General features: G+C 70.5%; 17 protein-coding genes. 8 read left to right on the top strand and 9 right to left on the bottom strand.

The window, feature by feature from the left end; genetic code table 11:
- Window positions 1-700 precede the first annotated feature (700 nt).
- Entirely contained in the window at window positions 701-1,885 is a 1,185-nt protein-coding gene (locus K5L01_RS09555; protein WP_250064139.1) for a benzoate/H(+) symporter BenE family transporter, read from the top strand.
- Between the two features lie 58 nt (window positions 1,886-1,943).
- On the opposite strand, the gene K5L01_RS09550 is transcribed toward K5L01_RS09555, so the two are convergent.
- The 5 genes from K5L01_RS09550 to K5L01_RS09530 all read right to left on the bottom strand — a co-directional run bounded on the left by K5L01_RS09550 (window position 1,944) and on the right by K5L01_RS09530 (window position 6,880).
- Window positions 1,944-2,807 (bottom strand): D-hexose-6-phosphate mutarotase, encoded by an 864-nt coding sequence (locus K5L01_RS09550; RefSeq protein WP_250064166.1) that lies wholly within the window; start codon window positions 2,805-2,807, stop codon window positions 1,944-1,946.
- Between the two features lie 43 nt (window positions 2,808-2,850).
- Window positions 2,851-4,083: a lytic murein transglycosylase gene (locus K5L01_RS09545; protein WP_250064165.1), complete on the bottom strand. Its 1,233-nt coding sequence runs from the start codon at window positions 4,081-4,083 to the stop codon at window positions 2,851-2,853.
- An 82-nt stretch (window positions 4,084-4,165) separates the two neighbouring features.
- Window positions 4,166-5,131 (bottom strand): L-histidine N(alpha)-methyltransferase, encoded by a 966-nt coding sequence (gene egtD, locus K5L01_RS09540; RefSeq protein WP_250064138.1) that lies wholly within the window; start codon window positions 5,129-5,131, stop codon window positions 4,166-4,168.
- Complete coding sequence (gene egtB / locus K5L01_RS09535) at window positions 5,131-6,408, bottom strand: ergothioneine biosynthesis protein EgtB (protein ID WP_425603875.1); 1,278 nt, start codon at window positions 6,406-6,408, stop codon at window positions 5,131-5,133. Before egtB ends, egtD begins: the two co-directional genes overlap by 1 nt.
- Window positions 6,409-6,484: 76 nt before the next feature.
- Window positions 6,485-6,880, bottom strand: coding sequence for a YchJ family protein (locus tag K5L01_RS09530; RefSeq protein WP_250064136.1), 396 nt, complete (start codon window positions 6,878-6,880; stop codon window positions 6,485-6,487).
- A 79-nt stretch (window positions 6,881-6,959) separates the two neighbouring features.
- Between K5L01_RS09530 and K5L01_RS09525 the strand changes: the two genes are divergently transcribed.
- Both K5L01_RS09525 and K5L01_RS09520 read left to right on the top strand, forming a co-directional pair.
- Window positions 6,960-7,661, top strand: a complete 702-nt coding sequence (locus tag K5L01_RS09525; protein ID WP_250064135.1) for a sulfite exporter TauE/SafE family protein — start codon at window positions 6,960-6,962, stop codon at window positions 7,659-7,661.
- A 100-nt stretch (window positions 7,662-7,761) separates the two neighbouring features.
- Entirely contained in the window at window positions 7,762-8,505 is a 744-nt protein-coding gene (locus K5L01_RS09520) for an SDR family NAD(P)-dependent oxidoreductase (RefSeq protein ID WP_250064134.1), read from the top strand.
- A 50-nt stretch (window positions 8,506-8,555) separates the two neighbouring features.
- Here K5L01_RS09520 and K5L01_RS09515 read toward each other — a convergent pair whose 3' ends face one another.
- Both K5L01_RS09515 and folE read right to left on the bottom strand, forming a co-directional pair.
- Window positions 8,556-8,933, bottom strand: a complete 378-nt coding sequence (locus K5L01_RS09515) for an MAPEG family protein (protein WP_250064133.1) — start codon at window positions 8,931-8,933, stop codon at window positions 8,556-8,558.
- 127 nt (window positions 8,934-9,060) lie between these two features.
- Complete coding sequence (gene folE, locus K5L01_RS09510; RefSeq protein ID WP_250064132.1) at window positions 9,061-9,660, bottom strand: GTP cyclohydrolase I FolE; 600 nt, start codon at window positions 9,658-9,660, stop codon at window positions 9,061-9,063.
- A 109-nt stretch (window positions 9,661-9,769) separates the two neighbouring features.
- Between folE and K5L01_RS09505 the strand changes: the two genes are divergently transcribed.
- The gene (locus K5L01_RS09505) at window positions 9,770-10,396 is read left to right on the top strand and encodes a cysteine dioxygenase family protein (protein WP_250064131.1); all 627 of its coding nucleotides are present in this window, start codon (window positions 9,770-9,772) and stop codon (window positions 10,394-10,396) included.
- The gene (locus tag K5L01_RS09500) at window positions 10,383-11,021 is read left to right on the top strand and encodes a keto-hydroxyglutarate-aldolase/keto-deoxy-phosphogluconate aldolase (RefSeq protein WP_250064130.1); all 639 of its coding nucleotides are present in this window, start codon (window positions 10,383-10,385) and stop codon (window positions 11,019-11,021) included. The genes K5L01_RS09505 and K5L01_RS09500 overlap by 14 nt, the downstream gene beginning before the upstream one ends.
- Before the next feature lie 30 nt (window positions 11,022-11,051).
- On the opposite strand, the gene K5L01_RS09495 is transcribed toward K5L01_RS09500, so the two are convergent.
- Complete coding sequence (locus K5L01_RS09495; RefSeq protein WP_336254101.1) at window positions 11,052-13,145, bottom strand: TonB-dependent receptor family protein; 2,094 nt, start codon at window positions 13,143-13,145, stop codon at window positions 11,052-11,054.
- 191 nt (window positions 13,146-13,336) lie between these two features.
- On the opposite strand from K5L01_RS09495, the gene K5L01_RS09490 reads away from it, so the two are divergent.
- Window positions 13,337-14,539, top strand: coding sequence for an amino acid aminotransferase (locus tag K5L01_RS09490; RefSeq protein WP_250064129.1), 1,203 nt, complete (start codon window positions 13,337-13,339; stop codon window positions 14,537-14,539).
- 255 nt (window positions 14,540-14,794) lie between these two features.
- Entirely contained in the window at window positions 14,795-15,808 is a 1,014-nt protein-coding gene (locus tag K5L01_RS09485) for a class 1 fructose-bisphosphatase (RefSeq protein ID WP_250064128.1), read from the top strand.
- Between the two features lie 474 nt (window positions 15,809-16,282).
- Here the strand turns inward: K5L01_RS09485 and K5L01_RS09480 are convergent, their stop codons facing one another.
- Complete coding sequence (locus tag K5L01_RS09480; RefSeq protein WP_250064127.1) at window positions 16,283-17,374, bottom strand: PA0069 family radical SAM protein; 1,092 nt, start codon at window positions 17,372-17,374, stop codon at window positions 16,283-16,285.
- A 104-nt stretch (window positions 17,375-17,478) separates the two neighbouring features.
- Here K5L01_RS09480 and cls point away from each other — a divergent pair, with 104 nt between their 5' ends.
- Window positions 17,479-18,939, top strand: coding sequence for a cardiolipin synthase (cls, locus tag K5L01_RS09475; RefSeq protein ID WP_250064126.1), 1,461 nt, complete (start codon window positions 17,479-17,481; stop codon window positions 18,937-18,939).
- Window positions 18,940-18,942 lie beyond the last annotated feature (3 nt).

The following is an 18,942-nucleotide window of genomic DNA, read 5'->3' as shown; positions in this document are numbered from 1 at the left end:
TCACAAGATACCTGCGCATACTTTCAAAGAACCCGGGAATCGGCCTCAACGCCTTCTTCCACCTGCCCCGCGTTTCCGCTGGAGCGAGCCGCCCATTATAGCCAGCCCTTACGCTTCGTCAACACCTCTGCAGGGCGCCAACTCCGCCGCTCCAACCCGCCCACAAGGGCTTCCCGTCGAAGCGAGCCGCCTATTATGGCAGCCTTTACCGGTACGTCAACACCTTCTTGGCGGACCGGAAACCTCCCGCATTAGGGTGAAGCCTTGCCGCGGATGCGGCGCCCTGAAGCGAAGGGGCGCATTCTAGACATCTTTGTGAAATGTGCAATCACTTTCTGCATCCGATCGCATGTCCGCCTTGCCGGGGGCCATTCCCACAGGGGGACGCGGCCTTGGGCGACACCCGCCGCGCCGCCCTTAGAACGCAGCCGGGCGGGGCGCCGGGCCGCGGCATGCGATCTCCCTGCGCCTCGATCGCATGCCGTCTTCCCTGACATGCCGCTGCCCCTGGCCCTCCCAGGCTCCATGCCGGGGGCATCCGGAACAGCCGTCCACCGGCGGCATATGCAGGAAGGCCAGCCACCAGCACTCCCGCATGCGGTCGAGCGCATTGCGCTCCCATCGCCGGCACGTGTCCAGCCCGTCAGCGCCGGCGACGGGGCTGGGCCACAATGCGTGACCCCACAGGCCCACCTTCACGATGATCGACTCCACACCGCGCTCGCTGTTCCGCGACCTTTCGCTGCCCGCCATCGTCGCCGGCTTCATCACGGTGCTGGTCGGCTTCGCCAGTTCGGCGGTGATCGTATTCCAGGCGGCCCAGGCGCTGGGAGCCGGACAGGCGGAAATCGCTTCATGGATGTGGGCGCTCGGCATCGGCATGGGCGTGACCTGCATCGGCCTGTCGCTGCGCTACCGCGTGCCGGTGGTCACCGCCTGGTCCACCCCCGGCGCGGCGATGCTGGTGGTGGGTGCCACGACGTTGCCGCTTTCCGATGCGATCGGTGCGTTCGTGCTGGCCGCGCTGATGGGCATGCTGGCCGGCTTCTCCGGCGTATTCGAGAAGGCCATGCGCCGCATTCCGGTCTCGCTGGCCTCGGGCATGCTGGCCGGCGTGCTGCTGCGGTTCGGCCTGGACGTCTTCGTTTCGGTCGGCACGCAGCCGCTGCTGGTGCTGGCGATGTTCGCCACCTACCTGGCTGGACGGCGCCTGCTCCCGCGCTATGCGGTGATCGCGACCCTGCTGGTGGGCGCCGCGCTCGCCGCGGGCCAGGGACTGATGCACCTGGAGCAGGTGACGCTGCAGCTGGCACGCCCGGTGTTCACCCTGCCGACGCTGTCATGGGCGGCGGTCTTCGGCATCGCGCTGCCGTTGTTCATCGTGACCATGGCTTCGCAGAACGTTCCCGGCGTGGCGGTGCTGAAGGCATCCGGCTACGACGCACCGATATCGCCGGTGATCGGCTGGATCGGCGCCGTCAACGCGGCGCTGGCGCCCTTCGGTGGCTACGCGCTGAACCTTGCCGCGATCACCGCGGCCATCTGCATGGGCCGCGATGTCGATGAAGAGGCCGCACGCCGCTACACCGCCGCCGTGAGCGCCGGTGTGTTCTACATCGTCGTCGGCCTGTTCGGCGCGACCGTGGCGGCCGTGTTCTCGGCCTTCCCGAAGGAGCTGATCGCAGCCCTGGCCGGTATCGCCCTGTTCGGCACGATCGGCAACAGCCTGGCGGTGGCGCTGAGGGAGGAGGGCGAGCGCGAGCCGGCACTGGTCACCTTCCTGGTGACGGCATCGGGGTTGTCGATGGCGGGCATCGGCTCGGCGTTCTGGGGTCTGGTCGCCGGCGTGCTGACCCTATTGGCGCTGCACCGCCGCGGCTCCTGACCCGCCCTTCCGGACACACGCCGGAAGCGCGGCACAGGGCAGGGTGCGCGCCTTCCCGCTACAGCGGCTCGACCCGGAATTCCTGCCGCAGGCAGTGGCGCGCTCCCGGCGCCAGCACGACCTCGTCCGGACCGACATTGCCGGCCTCGACGCAGAGATAGTCGCGCCAGCCCGCGCCGATGTCGGCGATCGCCCGTGCCGCGGCCTCGCCCGGGTTCCAGAGTACCGCGCTGCGGCTGCCCTGCGTCCGGATGGCGATGCGCCGGCCCAGTACCGGATCGCGCAGGACGTAGTGGCCACCGGCGCCGGTATAGATGCGGTCGCATCGCCCAGGATCGCGGGGATCGTCCAGGCGCCAGGTTCCCTGCTGGACATGCGCCCGGCCACCGTCGAGCTTGTCCAGGTAGGTGAGCCCCTCCAGTCCTTCCACGGTCGTCGCGAGCGCATCGCCGACACGGAAATAGTTGTGCAGTGCCTGGGTGAGGTGGACCGGCCGGCGACCGACGTTCTCGGTGAGCAGTTCCTGTTCCAGCGTGCGGCCGACGTACAGGCTCATGACCAGGTGCAGGGAAAGGCCGGCGATCACCGGCGGCGCCAGCCGCAGCCGCATGCTGCCGTCGGCGTCCCGCTGCGCCTCGCGCAGCTCCCAGGGGAGTGTCCGCACGAAACCGTGCGAGGGCGCGTCGTGTGCCTGGCCCTGGCGGGCAAAGTACGGCCAGCACACGGGCGTCCCGCCCCGGATCGGGGTCGGCGGCGGCTTGGCTGCGGGCGACAACCACATCACTTCATCGCCAGTCCGGGGAGCGAACGACAGCAGTTGCCCGCCGAACAGGCTGATGGCCGCGGTCGAGAACGGCGTCGTCACCCGCCACACGCTGAATCCGTCCAGCTCGCCCAGGCTCAGGCCCTCCACATCCTTCATCGACACGTCGCTTCCTCTGTTTATGGATGGATCCGCCCGGGGCTCACCGTTCCGGGGCGGGAGAGGCCGGCGCGGCATCGCGCAGGGCCTGCAGGATCCGCGTGCCGGCACGCCCGTCGGCGCTGGGCCAGCCCAGCCGTTGCTGTTCGGTCCGCAGCGCGCGCCGGGTAGCATCGCCGATCAGGCCATCGATGGCGCCGATGTCATGCCCGCGCGCGCTCAGCAGTGCCTGCAGTTCGCGGCGCTCGGCACGGCCGAGGCCGGGATCGTCCGTGGGCCACGCGGCGACCAACCCGTTGCCGCCACGCAGGCGATCGGCGAGGGTCGCAATGGCAAGGGCATAGCTCTCGGCTGCGTTGTAGGAATAGATCGCATCGTAGTTGCGGAACACCAGAAAGGCCGGACCGGCCGCGCCCGCCGGCAGCAGCAGCGCAGCCGGGCTGTCGTCGCTGATCGCCGCCACCTGCAACGCGCCGCCATCCGCCCGGGTGACGCCGGCGGTACGCCAGGCCGCCAACGGCCGTCGCTTGCCGCGCCCGGCCTGTGCGGCGTCGAAGCCGGCGGGAATCCGTACCTCCACTCCCCAGGGCTGGCCGCTGCGCCAGCCCGACCGCTTGAGGTAGTTGGCGGTGGACGCCAGTGCGTCGGGCACGCTGGCGACCAGGTCACGGCGCCCGTCACCGTCACCGTCCACCGCGATGCGTGCATAGGTGGAGGGCATGAACTGGGTCTGGCCGAATGCGCCCGCCCAGGACCCGACCAGGCCCTCGGCCGCCAGGTCACCGTTGTCGATCAGCTTGAGCAGGGCCAGCAGTTCGCTGCGGAAGAACGCCTGCCGGCGTCCGTTGCAGGCCAGGGTGGCCAGCGACTGCAGCAGGGGACGCTTGCCGGTGATGCGGCCGTAGTCGCTCTCCACGCCCCAGACCGCGACCACGGTGAAGGGGTCGACGCCGTACTGTGCGGCGATGCCATCGAGCAGCGGACGGTGGGCAGCCAGCCGCGCGCGGCCGTCGTCCACGCGCTGCGTATCCACCAGGGCCGCCAGGTAGTCCCAGATCGGCGTCTTGAACTCCGGCTGGGCATCGAGCAGCGAAAGCACGCTCATGTCCGGCACCACGTCGGCGAATACCCGGTCGAGACGTTCGGGCTGCCCTCCCTGCGCCAGGGCGGCTTCGCGCAGGCCGGTTCCGCAGCGGCCGAAGTCGGCGAGCGCCGCCTTCGCCGACGGCACCGCGGCGAGTCCGCAGGCCAGGGCCAGCAGCGGCAGGATCCGGATCGACATCATGCACCACCTCCTTGCACCGGCCCCGCCGGAAACGCGGGAATGATAAGTGGCGCGGCCACCGGCGTCGTGTGCCTCAGAGCGGTTGCAGCAGCCGCAGCCCGAACATCCGCCGCGGCGCATCCCAGGCGCCGCTCACGCGCAGCCCGGCGGCGGAGGCCATCGCGGCGAAGCCGGCATCGTCGTATTTGTGGCTGTATTCCACGCGGATGGCCTGGCCACGCACGAAATCGAATGCCTGCCCGCCCACATGCACCCGTTGGGCACGTTGGCTCACAAGACAGGTCTCGATCCGCTGTGCGGCCCTGGCATAGCGCGCACGGTGGGCGAACCCGGACAGGTCGAAGTCGCTGCCGATCTCGCGGTTCAGGCGGGCCAGGAGATTGAGGGTGAACGCGGCGGTGACGCCCGCGGCATCGTTGTAGGCCGCCTCGATGGTCGCCGGATCCTTGTCCAGGTCGATACCGATCAGTGCCATGCCCTGCGGCGCCATCGCCGCGCGCATGCCCTCCAGGAGGGCCACGGCCGCGCGCCCGGTGAAGTTGCCCAGGGTCGAGCCCGGAAAGAAGAACAGCGTGCGCCCGGCCGCACGCCGGGGCGCCGGCAACGGCGGCAGGACGGTGAAGTCGGCGCAGACCGGCAGCATCTCGACCGTCGGGAAATCGCCGGCAAGCGCCCGGACGCTGTCCAGCAGTGCGGTCCGCGATATCTCCACCGGCGTATAGGCGACCGCATCGTCCAGCGCGCGCAGCAGCAGGCCGGTCTTGCGGCCGCTGCCGCTGCCGTATTCGACCACCCGCGCCTGCGGGCCCACGCGGGCGGCGATCCGCGGCAGCGTCGCCCGCAGCAGGGCATGCTCGGCGCCGGTCAGGTAGTACTCGGGCTGACGGGTAATGGCCTCGAACAGCGTCGAGCCGCGGGCATCGTAGAAGTACTTGGACGGCAGCGAACGCGGGCGCATGGACAGGCCGGCGAGCACGTCGGCGGTGATCTCCGCAGGACCCGGACGCCGGTCGACCAGCGTCGGCTCCGGCGCCGCCATCACAGGTCCCGGGCCAGGCGCAGCCCTGAAAACTGCCAACGTGCCGCAGGTGGAAAGAAGTTGCGGTAGCTGGCCCGCACATGGCCTGCGGGCGTGGCGCAGCTGCCGCCACGCAGCACGTACTGGCCACACATGAACTTGCCGTTGTACTCGGCCGCGCTGCCTGCCAGGGGACGGAACCCCGGATAGGCGCCGTAGGCGCTGGCGGTCCACTCCCAGACGTCGCCGAACAACTGCCGTGGCGCACCGGCACCGAGGGACGGCTGCGCCACCGGATGCAGCAGCCCGGCATCGGCGAAGTTCCCGGCGGCCGGGCAGGCGGCCGCGGTCGCTTCCCACTCGAACTCGCCCGGCAGCCGCGCCCCGGCCCAACGTGCGCAGGCATCGGCTTCGAACCAGCTGAGATGGCAGACCGGCGCGTCCGGATCCAGCGCACGCCATCCCCCCAGGGTGTATTCACGCTCCAGCGCCGGGTCCCAGTACAGCGGGTGGCTCCAGCACTCCGCCTGCACCCGGGCCCAGCCTTCGCTCATCCACAGCAGCGGATCGCGGTAGCCGCCATCGTCGATGAAGGCGCGGAACTCGGCGTTGCTCAACGGGCGGTCGGCCAGCGCATGCGCGGGCACCAGCACCCGGTGCCGCGGCGATTCGTTGTCGTAGGCGAAGCGTGCGTGGGCCGGCCAGGCCGGCGCACCGATCTCGACGATGCGCTCCGGGTGCTCGATCCAGACCGCGGCCCCGGCCGCCGGCGTCGGGGTGGGCAACGGCAGGTCGTCGCGGTAGGCCGGTTGCAGCGGGTTGCTCCACAGCGCGTGCTTGAGGTCGGTGAGCAGCAGTTCCTGGTGCTGCTGCTCATGCTGCAGGCCCAGCAGCAGGTGCTGCCGGGCCACTGCGTCCAGGTGGCCGGCACGCAGGCAGTCGCCGATGCGCTGGTCGACCTGGGCGCGGTATTCCAGCACCTGGGCCAGGGTCGGCCGCGAGAGCAGGCCGCGCTGCGCGCGCGCATGGGCCGGGCCGATGCTCTGGTAATAGCTGTTGAACAGCACCTGCCAGTCCGGCTGCAACGGCTGATGGCCCGGCTGCGTCCCGAGTACGAAGTGCTCGAAGAACCAGCTGGTATGGGCCAGATGCCACTTGGCCGGGCTGGCGTCGGGCAGGCTCTGCAGCATCGCATCCTCGGCACTGAGCGGCGCGGCCAGCGCCAGGCTGGCCTGGCGCACGGCGCGGTACCGCTCCGCCAACGTGGGTGGCGTGGTCGCAGCGCTGGAGGCTTTCAGCAAGGCGGCGCTGGAGATCTGCATGCCTGCCAGCTTAGTCCCCCGCGGTTAGCGCGGTGTCATGGCGCGCCGGGAGTCAGCCGATGGCGTCCAGGTAGTACCAGCGGCCCTGCTCGCGGACAAAGCGGCTGTGCTCCTGCAGACGCACGGCGCGGCCGCCACCGACGCGGTAGCGGGCGACGAACCGTACTTCCGCGGTGTCTTCGCCGGTGGCCCGGTGCGCCTTCACCTCCAGGCCCAGCCAATGCGTGCGCGGGCCGGCGGGGTCCTCCAGCTCGAGCGTGCCCGGGCGGGTCGTGATGTGCCAGGTGGCCCGCAGGTATGCGGCATCGCCCACGACATAGGCGCTGTAGCGCGAGCGCATCAACGCTTCGGCGTCGGGCGCCGCAGCGCCCGCATGCCAGCGCGCGCAGCACTTTTCATAGGCGGAACCGGAGCCGCAGGGGCAGGGGGAGGCCGGAAGGATCTGCATGCGCGCATTGTTCCATCGGCGCACACGTTGCCGCCAGCCATGCAGGCGTATGCTGTCGCGCCCACCGCTCCCCGCGACCATGCTGGAATTCCTGCCTCCCGAGCTGCCCTGGCTGCTCATCGTCGCCTTCCTGGCCGGGCTGGTGGACGCTGCGGTGGGCGGAGGCGGCCTGATCCAGGTGCCGGGCCTGTTCACGCTCCTGCCGCAGCATACGCCGGCCGCCCTGCTCGGCAGCAACAAGCTGAGCTCGGTCTTCGGGACCGGTGCCGCGGCCTGGCGCTACGCGCGCTCGGTCCGGTTTCCGTGGCGCCCGGTGCTGCTGGCAGCCGCTGCCGCCTTCCTCTCCGCCTTCCTCGGCGCCACTGCGGTCAGCCTGCTGTCCAAGGACGCGGTACGCCCGCTGGTGCTGGTGCTGCTGATCGTGATGCTCGGCTATACCCTGGCAAAGCGCGACTTCGGCGCACTGCACCAGCCGCGCGTCGTCGGCCGCCGCGAACTCGCCATCGCACTGGCGATGGGGGCGGTGATCGGCTTCTACGACGGCTTCTTCGGCCCGGGTACCGGCAGCTTCCTGATTTTCCTGTTCATCCGTTTCTTCGGCCTGGATTTCCTGCGCGCCTCGGCGGCCTCCAAGGTGGTCAACCTGTCCACCAATATCGCCGGCTCGGTGACCGGCACGCGGCTGGCCTTGCGCGGCGGCACGCCCCTGATCCGGAAGCTGTTCCTGGCGCTGGTGGTGGTGCTGATCACGCGCATGGCCTGGGACACCTTCGCCACCTGAACCGCGGTGGGCGGTTTGATCCAGCGCAACGCCGGCGACACGCGGGGTGCGCATCATGGTCGGCGCGGCGGCCCTCCCTGGCTGCCCTGGAGACCTCACCATGCACCTGGATTTTTCCGGAAAGACCGCCCTCGTCACCGGTGCCGCATCCGGCATCGGCGAAGCCGTGGCCCGGCAACTGGCGGCCAGCGGCGCGCGGGTCGTCGTCGCCGACCTGAACCGCAAGGCCGCCGAAGCCCTGGCCACCACCCTTGGCACCAATGCCAGCGCACGGCAGCTGGACGTGGGCGATGCGGATGCGGTCAAGCACCTGGTCGATGCCGTCGTCGCCGAGCACGGCGGCCTGCACCTGGCGGTCAACAACGCCGGGATCGGCGGCGCCAGCCTGGCAACCGCGGACTACCCGCTGGAGGAATGGCACCGGGTGCTGGACGTGAACCTGCACGGCGTCTTCCATTCGATGAAGTACGAGATCCCGGCGATCCTGGCCAGTGGCGGCGGCGCCATCGTCAACATGGCCTCGATCCTGGGCAACAACGGCTGGGCCGGATCGACCGCCTATGTCGCGGCCAAGCACGCCGTGATCGGCATGACCAAGACGGCGGCACTGGAATATTCCGCGCGGGGCCTGCGCGTCAACGCCGTCGGTCCCGGGTTCATCGACACGCCGCTGCTGGCCGGCATGGACCGCGGCGCCTACGACGGCCTGGTCGGCCTGCACCCGGCCGGACGCCTGGGCACCGCCGAGGAGGTCGCCGCCCTGACCTGCTTCCTGCTTTCCGAGCAGGCGGCATTCATCACCGGCAGCTACCACCTGGTGGACGGCGGCTTCTCGGCGCGCTGACGGCACCGGCGCCCCCGGTCATGCCGGGGGCTGGATGCGATGCCCGGCGCCTAGCGCAGCACGGCCCCCGCCAGGGCCATCGCCAGCAGCGCCAGCACCGGCACCATCGACAGGGCGAAGCCCAGCCCCCGCCGTGAAGGCACGTCCACGTAGGCCCGCCAGTACACGAAGCGGCCGAGCAGGTAGAGGGCACCGACCCCGGCCACCCAGGCCGCCGGCCAGAAACGGGCGGCGATGAACAACGCCGGCAGCAGGGCGACCAGCAGCTCCAGGGTATTCATCTGCACCCGGTAGATGCGCTCGAAGCCTTCATGGCCGTTGACCGCCGGTGCCTTGACGCCATAGTGGCCACGCGCGCGCCCGACCAGGACGGCGAAGAACAAGTACTGGACCACCGCGAGCAGGGCGACCAGTTCGACAAGATGCATCGCTTTCTCCAGGTTGCCGGCGCGCATGGCCGGTACGGGCAAAGCATGGCGGGCCGGCACTCCGTACGCCAGCGCCCGCCGGGCGCGGACGCCCGGAGCGGGCAGGGCCAGGCCCTGCCGCGCGTCCTCAGCGCCGTGCCTGGCCGACTTCGATGAAGCGCAGGAACTCGGCGCGGGTGCGGGCGTCGTCGTGGAAACTGCCGCGCATGCTGGAGGTCACCATGCTGACACCGCGCTTGTGGATGCCGCGGGTCGTCATGCACTCGTGCGAGCCTTCGACCACCACGCCCACGCCCAGCGGCTGCAGCACGCTCTGGATGCAGTGGGCGATCTGCGCCGTCATCTTTTCCTGCACCTGGAAGCGCCGGGCATAGGCCTCGACCACCCGCGCCAGCTTGGAGATGCCCACGACCCGGCCGCTGGGGACATAGCCCACATGCACCCGGCCGATGATCGGCGCCATGTGGTGCTCGCAGTGGCTTTCGTACTCGATGTCGCGCAGCACGATCATCTCGTCGTAGCCGGCCACCTCCTCGAAGGTGCGCTCCAGGTACTCGCGGGGATCCTCGCGATAGCCCTTGAACCAGTCGCCATAGGCTTCGGCCACCCGGCGCGGGGTGTCCAGCAGGCCCTCGCGCGCGGGGTCTTCGCCGGCCCAGCGCAGCAGGGTGCGCACGGCTTCCTCGGCCTGGGCCTGGGTGACGGACGGGTTTTTGGAGTCGGCCATGGGAACGGCGCCTGGATTTCGGGGGTGGACATGCTACCAGCCGGGTGCCGGCGGGGCATCGACGGGCGCCGCCACCGCATGTTCACCCGCCGTCCGCAACACTGGCGCCATGAGTGCAGGTACCGAAGGTTTCACCGGTTTCACCGGTTTCAGTGGCCGTGAGCGGCTGTTGGCGGCCATCGACGCGGCAATGGCGATGCCGGAGACCGCCACCACGGTGGCGCAGGTCGAGCGGGCACTGCTGCGGGCCATGGCCGACCCGGCCATCCGCCTGCCCGCGCAGGTGCACAGGCCGGTGGCCGACCACTATGCACGGCGCGAACTGTGCCGCAGCGCGCGCCACGGCTACAGCGTCGTCGCCATGACCTGGGGGCCGGGACAGCACACGCCGCTGCACGATCACGACGGCCTGTGGTGCGTGGAGGGCATCTGGCAGGGCACCCTGCAGATCACGCCCTACCGGTTGCTGGCACGCACGCCCGAGGCCTGCCACCTGGTGCCGCTGCCGGCCCTGACTGCCCAGCGCGGCAGTGCCGGCAACCTGATCCCGCCGGACGAGTACCATGTGCTGCACAACCCCAGCGCCACCGACATCGCGGTATCGCTGCATGTCTACCAGCGCCCGATGGAGCAGTGCACCGTGTTTGTCCCCGAACCGAACCGCCCGGACTGGTATCGCCCCGCATCCCGCTCGATGACGGTGGAATGCGAGGACGCAGGCGATGACCGCGGCTGACCCGCGCCTGCGCGCGATGCTGCGCCTGGCACCGGTCATCCCGGCATTCGCTCCGGACGGCATCGATGACGCGGTACGCGTGGCGCAGGCCCTGTTCCGCGGCGGACTGCCGGTGATCGAAGTGTCCCTGCGCGCCGCCAACGCGCTGGAGGCGGCCGCGGCGATCATCGCCGCGGTTCCCGATGCGGTCGTCGGCGCGGCCGATGTGGCCGATGCCGCGCAGATGGAGCGCGCACGCGTCGCAGGCTGTCGCTACGCGGTCGCGCCCGGCGCCGACGACCGGCTGCATGCCGCCGCACACGGGGCCGACCTGCCGTTCCTGCCCGGCGTGGCCACCACCGCCGAGCTGATGCGCGGGCTGGAACGGGGAGCCGACACCTTCGCTTTCGCCGCGACCGACGCGGCCACCGGCATCCCGATCCTGTCGGCCTGGGCGCAGGCATTCGACGGCGTGTGTTTCCGCCCCGGGGGGCTGGCCGCAGCCGACCACGCGCGGCCGTTCCTGCACCTGCCCAACGTGCTCTGCGTAGGCGCGGACTGGCTGACCGGCACCGGCCTGGCGCAGGCCGGCGACAGCGACGGCATCGAACGACGCGCCCGCCAGGCAGCCGTACTGGCGGGCTGAGCCGGCGGTGCGGCCCAAGGGCAGCCAGCCTCAGCGCACCGCCCATTGCCATTGCACGCCCAGCGTCCAGGTGCGGTCGGGACCGGGTTCGAAGTAGCGGCCATTGCCATCGTTGACGATGACCGAACCGATGTAGCGGCGGTCCAGCAGGTTGTCCACGCGGGCAAACACCCGCAGGGCCCCCTGGGCGGTGGACCACTGCCGGGCCGCCTCCAGGTTCAGCAGGCCGTAGCCAGGAGCACGCGCGTCACCGAGATCGGTGACCACGGTGGCGGCGGAGGCCGTGCCTTCGGCGGCCAGCTGCCAGGCACCGGGCCGCCACTGCCAGCGCGCCTGCAGGTACTGGCGCGGCACCCCCGGCAGCGCCGTGCCGGCCGCCACCGTGGCGCTCGGCACGGTGCATGGGGCGGGCAGCCCGGTGCAGGTCAGGTAGGCCTCGCGCACCCGGGCCTGCAGCCAGGTCCAGGCAAGCTGCAGTTCCTGGGTCTCGCCCAGGGGACGCCGCCATTCCAGCTCCACGCCCTGGCGCCGGGTCGCGCCGATGGTGCGGTAGCTGCTGCGGCCGCCGCGATTGGTGGCCACCGCGAGTTCGTCCTCGGTATCGGCGCGGAAGACCGCGAGATCGAGCCGGGCACCGGTGCGGAAGCGCCACTTGCCGCCGAGCTCGACCGTGCGGCTGGTCGCCGGCGCCAGGTCGAGCGCCAGGCCGGCCCCCCCGTCGGCGCGGTAGCCCAGCTCGTTGAACGTCGGCGTTTCAAAGCCTCGGCCGGCCGAGGCGTACAGCCGCAGCACCTCGTTGGCACGGAACACCAGGCCGGCGACCGGCGTGGTCGCGGTGTAGTCACGGCGGCCACTGTCGTCGGGATTGCCGGGGACGATGTAATGGTCGTCGGAACGGAAGCGCACCCGGCTGTGGCGGGCCCCGGCCAACAGCGACCAGCGCGGCCCGATCCGCCACCAGGCCTGCGCGAACTGGTCCAGATTGGCGACCCGGTCATGCTGGTCGCGGCGCAGCCGGCCCTTGATGCCCAGCACCTCGCCGACGTGGTTCTCGTACCCGGTACGGTGCTGCCGCTGGCGGTCGGCATTGGCACCGAGCACCAGCTCCAGCGGCCGCCCGGCCAACGTCGCCTGCCAGGCCCAGCGGGTATCGATCCCGCCATAGCCGCCGTCGAGGCCGATGACGCCGCCCGAATGCAGTGGACTGGCCTGCGCCGCCGGGGGAATCGCCAGGTACTGCTCCACGGTGCGCTGGCCGGCATAGGCCATCGTCCGCCAGGTCCGCTGGTCGCGTTGCTGGGTGTAGACCGCCCCCGCCTGGGCCTGGTGCACCGACTTGCGGGTGTCATAGGCAGTGGCCACGGCGGCCGCATGGCGCGGAGCGGCCTGGGCCTGTTCGCGGCTCAGGCCCAGCGGATCCTGCGCATGGGGGGCCTCCAGGGCATTGACCACCAGCTCGAGCGTCCGCTCCGGGCCCAGGTCCATCCCGAACCGGGCGTTGAGCGATTCCCGCCGCGCCGCGCTGTGCGCGCGCCAGCCCTGCGTCCGGTAATGGTTGGCGGCCACGTTGTAGCGCAGGGCCGGCGTCGCGCCCTTGAGCTGCAGGCCGAGGCTGTGGCTGTCGTTGCCACCGACGGCGGCGCGCAGCCGCCACGGATCACCCGCCCGGCCATCGCCGCTCCACAGCTGCACGACGCCGCCGGAGGCATTGCCGTACAGCGTCGAGAACGGGCCGCGCAGCACCTCGATGCGTTCGGCCCCCAGCAGGTTGAAGTGCGACAGCTGGCCCTGGCCATCGGGCATCGTCGCCGGCACGCCATCGACCAGCAGGCGTACCCCGCGGACACCGAAGGTGGAGCGCGCACCGACGCCGCGGATGGACAGCTGCGTGTCCTGGGCCAGGTTCTGGCGCTCCCGCGCCAGCAGTCCGGGCACCCCGGCCAGGGCCTCGGACACCAGGGCGCCGCGGCCATTGCCTTGCGCATCCACGTCGAGGGTGGTCATCGATGCCGGCAGGTCCGCATCGTCGACGGCGCGCACCCGCGCCGCCTGCACCTGCACGCTGTCCAGCGTGGTGGCCGCTGGACCGGCCAGCGCCAGCATCGTCACCCCCCATCCGATCATCGTTCCCACCACCTGGCTGCCCCCACGCCGGCATCATCCCCGATCGCCGGTGAAGCCGGCGCGCGCAGGGCGGTTGCGTGTGGAATCGTACCGCCATCGGCCTTCGGCCCTGTTACGATTGTGAGCTGTCCGTGATCGCGCTGTGCCGGTCACCTCCGACGCCCCTCTCCGCCACCGAAACGAGTACCGCCGTGTCCTTCTTTGCAAACGTGGAACAGGTTCCTGGCGACCCGATCCTGGGTCTGACCGAGGCTTACAACGCCGACGCGCGCCCGACCAAGGTCAACCTTGGCGTCGGCATCTACTACGACGAGGGCGGCCGCATTCCGCTGCTGCGCGCCGTCAAGCAGATCGAGCAGCAGCTGGCCGCCGAGGCCAAGCCGCGCGGCTACCTGCCGATCGACGGCCTGCCGGCCTACACCCAGGCCACCCAGAAGCTGGTGTTCGGCGAGGACTCCGAGCTCGTCGCCGCCGGCCGCGTCGCCACCTCGCAGACCGTCGGCGGCAGCGGTGCGCTGCGTGTCGGCGCCGATGTGCTGCGCAAGCTGCTGCCGCACGCGACCGTGGCGCTGAGCAACCCCAGCTGGGAGAACCACCGGGCGGTGTTCGGCGCGGCCGGCTTCGAGGTGCGTGAATACCGCTACTTCGATCCCGCGACCCACGGCGTGGATTTCGACGGCATGCTCGCCGACCTGCAGACCTTCGCGCCGGGCACCGTGGTGCTGTTGCACGCCTGCTGCCACAACCCGACCGGCGCCGACCTCAGCGACGCGCAATGGGGCCAGGTCGCGGAGGTGCTGAAGGAGCGCCAGCTGTTCCCCTTCATCGACATGGCCTACCAGGGCTTCGACAAGGGCATCGAGCAGGACCGCGCCGCGGTGCGCATCATCGCCGCCGCCGGCATCGACAGCTTCGTCGTCGCCAACTCGTACTCCAAGTCGTTCTCGCTCTACGGCGAGCGCGTGGGCGCGCTGTCGATGGTCGCGCCGACCGCCACCGACGCCAAGGCCGTGCAATCGCAGGTCAAGCGCGTGATCCGCACGATCTACTCCAGCCCGTCCACGCACGGTGCCGCCCTGGTCTCCGGCGTGCTCACCAGCCCGGAACTGCGCGCGGTGTGGGAGCAGGAACTGTCCGAGATGCGCGAGCGCATCCATACCCTGCGCGGTGGGCTGGTCGAGAAGCTGGCCGCCGCGGGCGCGCCGCAGTTCGGCTTCATCGGCGAGCAGGCCGGCATGTTCTCCTACTCGGGGCTGAGCAAGGCTCAGGTGGATGCACTGCGTGACGACTACGGCATCTATGCCGTGGGCACCGGCCGCATCTGCGTGGCCGCGCTCAACCAGGGCAACCTGGACTACGTCGCCAAGGCCGTGTGCGCGGTCAGCCGCGGCTGATCCCCGCCACAGCGCCAGCGGAAAGCCCGGGCCCGTCCCGGGCTTTTTGTTTGCGCCTGCGCCACGGGAACCGGGCGCAGGCGCGCCCGTCCGGGACCGTCCAGGCGGGGCAGGGAATGGCGTGCGTGGCGTCTCCGGACCGACACCGCGATGACCCTTGCCGTCCGCGAGGGGACAAACGATGTCCCTCAACTCGTAAAAATCCGGGCAACCCGCGACAATAGCGCTCCTTTCGTCTGAAGGTAGTCCTTGTCCATGTCCCGTACGTCGCTGACCCGGTTCCTGATCGAAGAACAGCACGCCCAGCGCATCAATGCCGACCTGCGACAGCTGGTGGCGGTGGTCGCACGCGCCTGCACCAGCATCTCGATCGCGGTGAGCAAGGGCGCCCTGGGTGGGGTGCTCGGCGACGCCGGTACCGGCAACGTGCAGGGCGAGGCCCAGAAGAAGCTGGATGTGATCTCCAACGAGATCCTGCTCGAGGCCAATGCCTGGGGCGGCCACCTGGCGGCCTGCGCATCGGAGGAGATGGACCACAGCCAGCCGGTGCCGGCGGAGTACCCGCACGGCGACTTCCTGCTGCTGTTCGACCCGCTGGACGGCAGCTCCAACATCGACGTGAACGTCTCGGTGGGCACCATCTTCTCGGTGCTGCGCGCGCCGGCCGGCGTCGACAAGCCCGGCGATGAACACTTCCTGCAGCCCGGCGACCGCCAGGTCGCCGCCGGCTACTGCATCTACGGACCGAGCACGATGCTGGTGCTCAGCGTCGGCCACGGTACCCACGCCTTCACCCTGGACCGCGAGACCGGCGAGTTCGTGCTGACCCAGCGCGGCATGCAGGTGCCGGCCGATACCCAGGAATTCGCCATCAACATGTCCAACCAGCGGCACTGGGAAGCGCCGATGCAGGGCTATGTGCGCGACCTCCTGGCCGGCAGGGAAGGCGCCCGCGGCAAGAATTTCAACATGCGCTGGATCGCCTCGATGGTTGCCGACGTGCACCGCATCCTGACCCGCGGCGGCATCTTCATCTATCCCTGGGATGACAAGGACCCGTCCAAGGCCGGCAAGCTGCGGCTGATGTACGAGGCCAACCCGATGGCGATGCTGGTCGAGCAGGCCGGGGGCGCCGCCACCAATGGCCGCGAACGCATCCTCGACCTCCAGCCCGCCCAGCTGCATCAGCGCGTGCCGGTGTTCCTCGGTTCGCGCAACGAGGTGGCCGAGGCCACCCGATACCACCACGAGCACGACACGCGGGGCTGAAGCCCCGCGCCTGCGGGGGAGGGGACGACGCCCCGCTGCAGCGGTGGCTGCCGGTCCGCTGCCGGGCGTCGCCCGGCACGACACGGGCGCGTCACGCTGGTCCGGGACCGGCGTCTTCCCCGGCGGAGACGCCGACGCATGCCCCTGCTGCCGGCTCCGCTCATCCCCCGGGCACTTCCCGTGGAGCAGGTCGATTGGCAGCACCGGTATTCGTGCCGTTGCCGCCCCGGCACTGACGGCTTACCCGTTTCCATGGCCGCGCGCAGCACACGCCCGGCGGTCTCCGTGAACCGGCCGGGCGCACGCCCGCCGCATCCGCGTCGCCAGACACGGCGGAACCACAACGGCCGTCCGCGCCGCCGCGCGGGGCCCGACAAGCACGCTTCCGCACAACCGCGTACGGGGACGCCGCAAGAGTGCCCGCGACCCGCCTTCCTAGCGGCGGAAATCCTGGCCGGCATCGATCCCAGCGGATCAGAACAGTTCGCCCTGCGGCGAGGCCTTCTTCGGCGGTACCGGCGGCACGAAGCGGCTGCAGTCCAGCCAGGGCCACTGTTCGCGCGAGGCGTTGAACCCCAGGCGCCTGCTGGCCAGCGCAAAGCGGCGCGAAAGCAGCTGTGCGTATACGCCTTCGCCGCGCATGCGCTTGCCGAACCGGCTGTCGTAATCCTTGCCGCCGCGCAGCTGGCCGAGGGTGCTCATGACGTGTTCGGCCCGTTGCGGGTGGTGCGCCTGCAACCAGTCGCGGAACAACGGCGCCACCTCGTAGGGCAGCCGCAACAGCACATAGCCGGCACTGCGCGCGCCGGCATCGCGCGCGGCTTCCAGCACCGCCTCCAGCTCGGCATCGTTGATCCAGGGAATCACCGGCGCGACCATCACGCCTACCGGGATCCCGGCCTCGTGCAGGCGCCGCATCGCCCGCAACCGTGCGTGCGGCGCGGATGCGCGCGGTTCGAGTCTGGCCGACAGGTGCGGGTCCAGCGTGGTCACCGAGAAGTGCACGCTGACCAGGTGCTGCTCGGCCAGCGGTGCCAGCAGGTCGATGTCGCGCTCGATCAGTGCGTTCTTGGTGATCAGCGAGAACGGATGACGGGTTTCGTGCAGGACTTCGATCAACTGCCGGGTGATGCCCAGTTTGCGTTCGATCGGCTGGTAGGCATCGGTGTTGATGCCCAGCGCGATCGGCCTGGGTACATAGCCCGGCCGGGACAGCTCCCGGCGCAGCAGCTCGGCGGCATTGGTCTTGGCGAACAGCCGGGTCTCGAAGTCCAGCCCCGGGGACAGGTTCAGGTAGGCATGGGTCGGGCGCGCGAAGCAATAGGAGCAACCGTGCTCGCAGCCGCGGTAGGGGTTCACTGAACGGTCGAAGCCCACATCGGGGGAGGTGTTGCGGCTGATGATGCGCCGTGCGGTCTCGCTGCGGACTTCGGTGCGCAGTGCCCGCGGCGCGAATTCCTCACCGTCCTCGGCCTGCCAGCCGTCGTCCACGGCATGGGTGGTGAGGGTCTCGAAGCGTCCGGGAATCCGGCCCGTGGCACCGCGGCCCTTGATCGGCGTGTTCATCGCATCACGCTAGCGCGATGCGGTCGCAGGCGCAGCGACGCGGCATTCATTTCCCGCCGCCACGCGAAGCCGGCCGTCACGCCGCACGCGGCTAGAATCACCGCATGCGCGAATTCCTCCACGGCCTGTGGGACAGCCTTGCCACCGTCCCGCATATCGCCCAGGTGCTGGCCACCGCCTACGTGGTCTACCTGGTCCTGCTGGCGTGCTACATCGTGCTGCAGAAGCGCGAACCGGTGGCGACCCTGAGCTGGATCCTGTCGCTGGCGGCGTTGCCGTACATCGGACTGGTGGTGTTCTACGTGCTCGGGCCGCAGAAGATCGTACGCCAGCGCCTGCGGCGGGGCCGGTCGCGGGAAGGCATGGAGTCCTACAGCAGCGCCTGCCCTCCGGATGTGGACTGCACCGAGCTGTCGCGCATCGGCCAGGCCACCACCGGGCTGGCGCCGAGTACCGCCGTGCAGGTGGACTGGCTGGTGGACGGTGCGGTCACCTACGCCGCCATCCTGCGGGCGGTGGCCGGCGCACGCCGCCATGTGAACCTGGAGTACTACATCTTCGAACCCGACCACGCCGGCACCGCCCTGCGCGACGCGCTGATAGAGCGGGCCAGGGCCGGGGTGACGGTCCGCCTGCTGCTGGACGCGGTAGGGTCGTCGCGGATCCGGCGCCGCTTCCTGCAACCGCTGCGCGAGGCCGGTGCGGAGGTGGTCTGGTTCCACCCGCGGCAGCTGCTCAAGCCGTTCAAGCGGCCGTGGCTGAACATGCGCACCCACCGCAAGCTGGTGGTGGTGGACGGCAGCGTCGCGTTCACCGGCGGGATCAACATCACCGACGACGAGGACGACAGCCGCAATCCCGATGCCTATCGCGACCTGCATACCCGCCTGACCGGGCATGTGGTGCGCAGCCTGCAGCTGGTGTTCCTGGAGGACTGGATCTATGCGAGCGGGCAGGCGGTCACCGGCTTCGACCGCGACGACCTGTTCCCGCCCGACGGCCCCACCCGCGACGAGGGCAGGGTGCAGGCGCAGGTGCTGGTGTCCGGCCCGGACTCGTCCTGGGAAGCGATCCACCGCATGCATGTAGCGGCCATCCACGAAGCCGCGCACCGGGTCTGGCTGGTGACCCCGTACTTCGTCCCCGGCGAGGCCGCACGCATGGCGCTGACCTCGGCGGCGCTGGGCGGCCTGGATACCCGCCTGCTGGTGCCACGGCGCAGCGACTCCTTGTTCGTGACACTGGCCGGCCGTTCCTATTACGAGGAGCTGCTGCGCGCCGGCGTCAAGATCTACGAGTACGGCCCGCGCATGCTGCACACCAAGGCGTTCATCGCCGACGACGACACCTGCATCGTCGGCAGCGCCAACTTCGACCACCGCAGCTTCCGGCTGAATTTCGAGCTGTCCATGCTCTACCACGACCGCGGGCTGACCGCCGAGCTCGACGCCATCCTGGCGCAGGAGTTCAGCCGGGCCACCCGCGTGCTGCCCGACCGGAAGCGGTCGTTGTGGCGGCACCGGCTGCCGGAGGCCTTCGCACGGTTGGCATCACCGCTGCTGTAGGCG

This window comes from Stenotrophomonas mori, assembly GCF_023556335.1.
GTDB classification, from domain to species: Bacteria; Pseudomonadota; Gammaproteobacteria; order Xanthomonadales; family Xanthomonadaceae; genus Stenotrophomonas; species Stenotrophomonas mori.
This window is presented reverse-complemented; position numbering and strand designations above follow the sequence as displayed.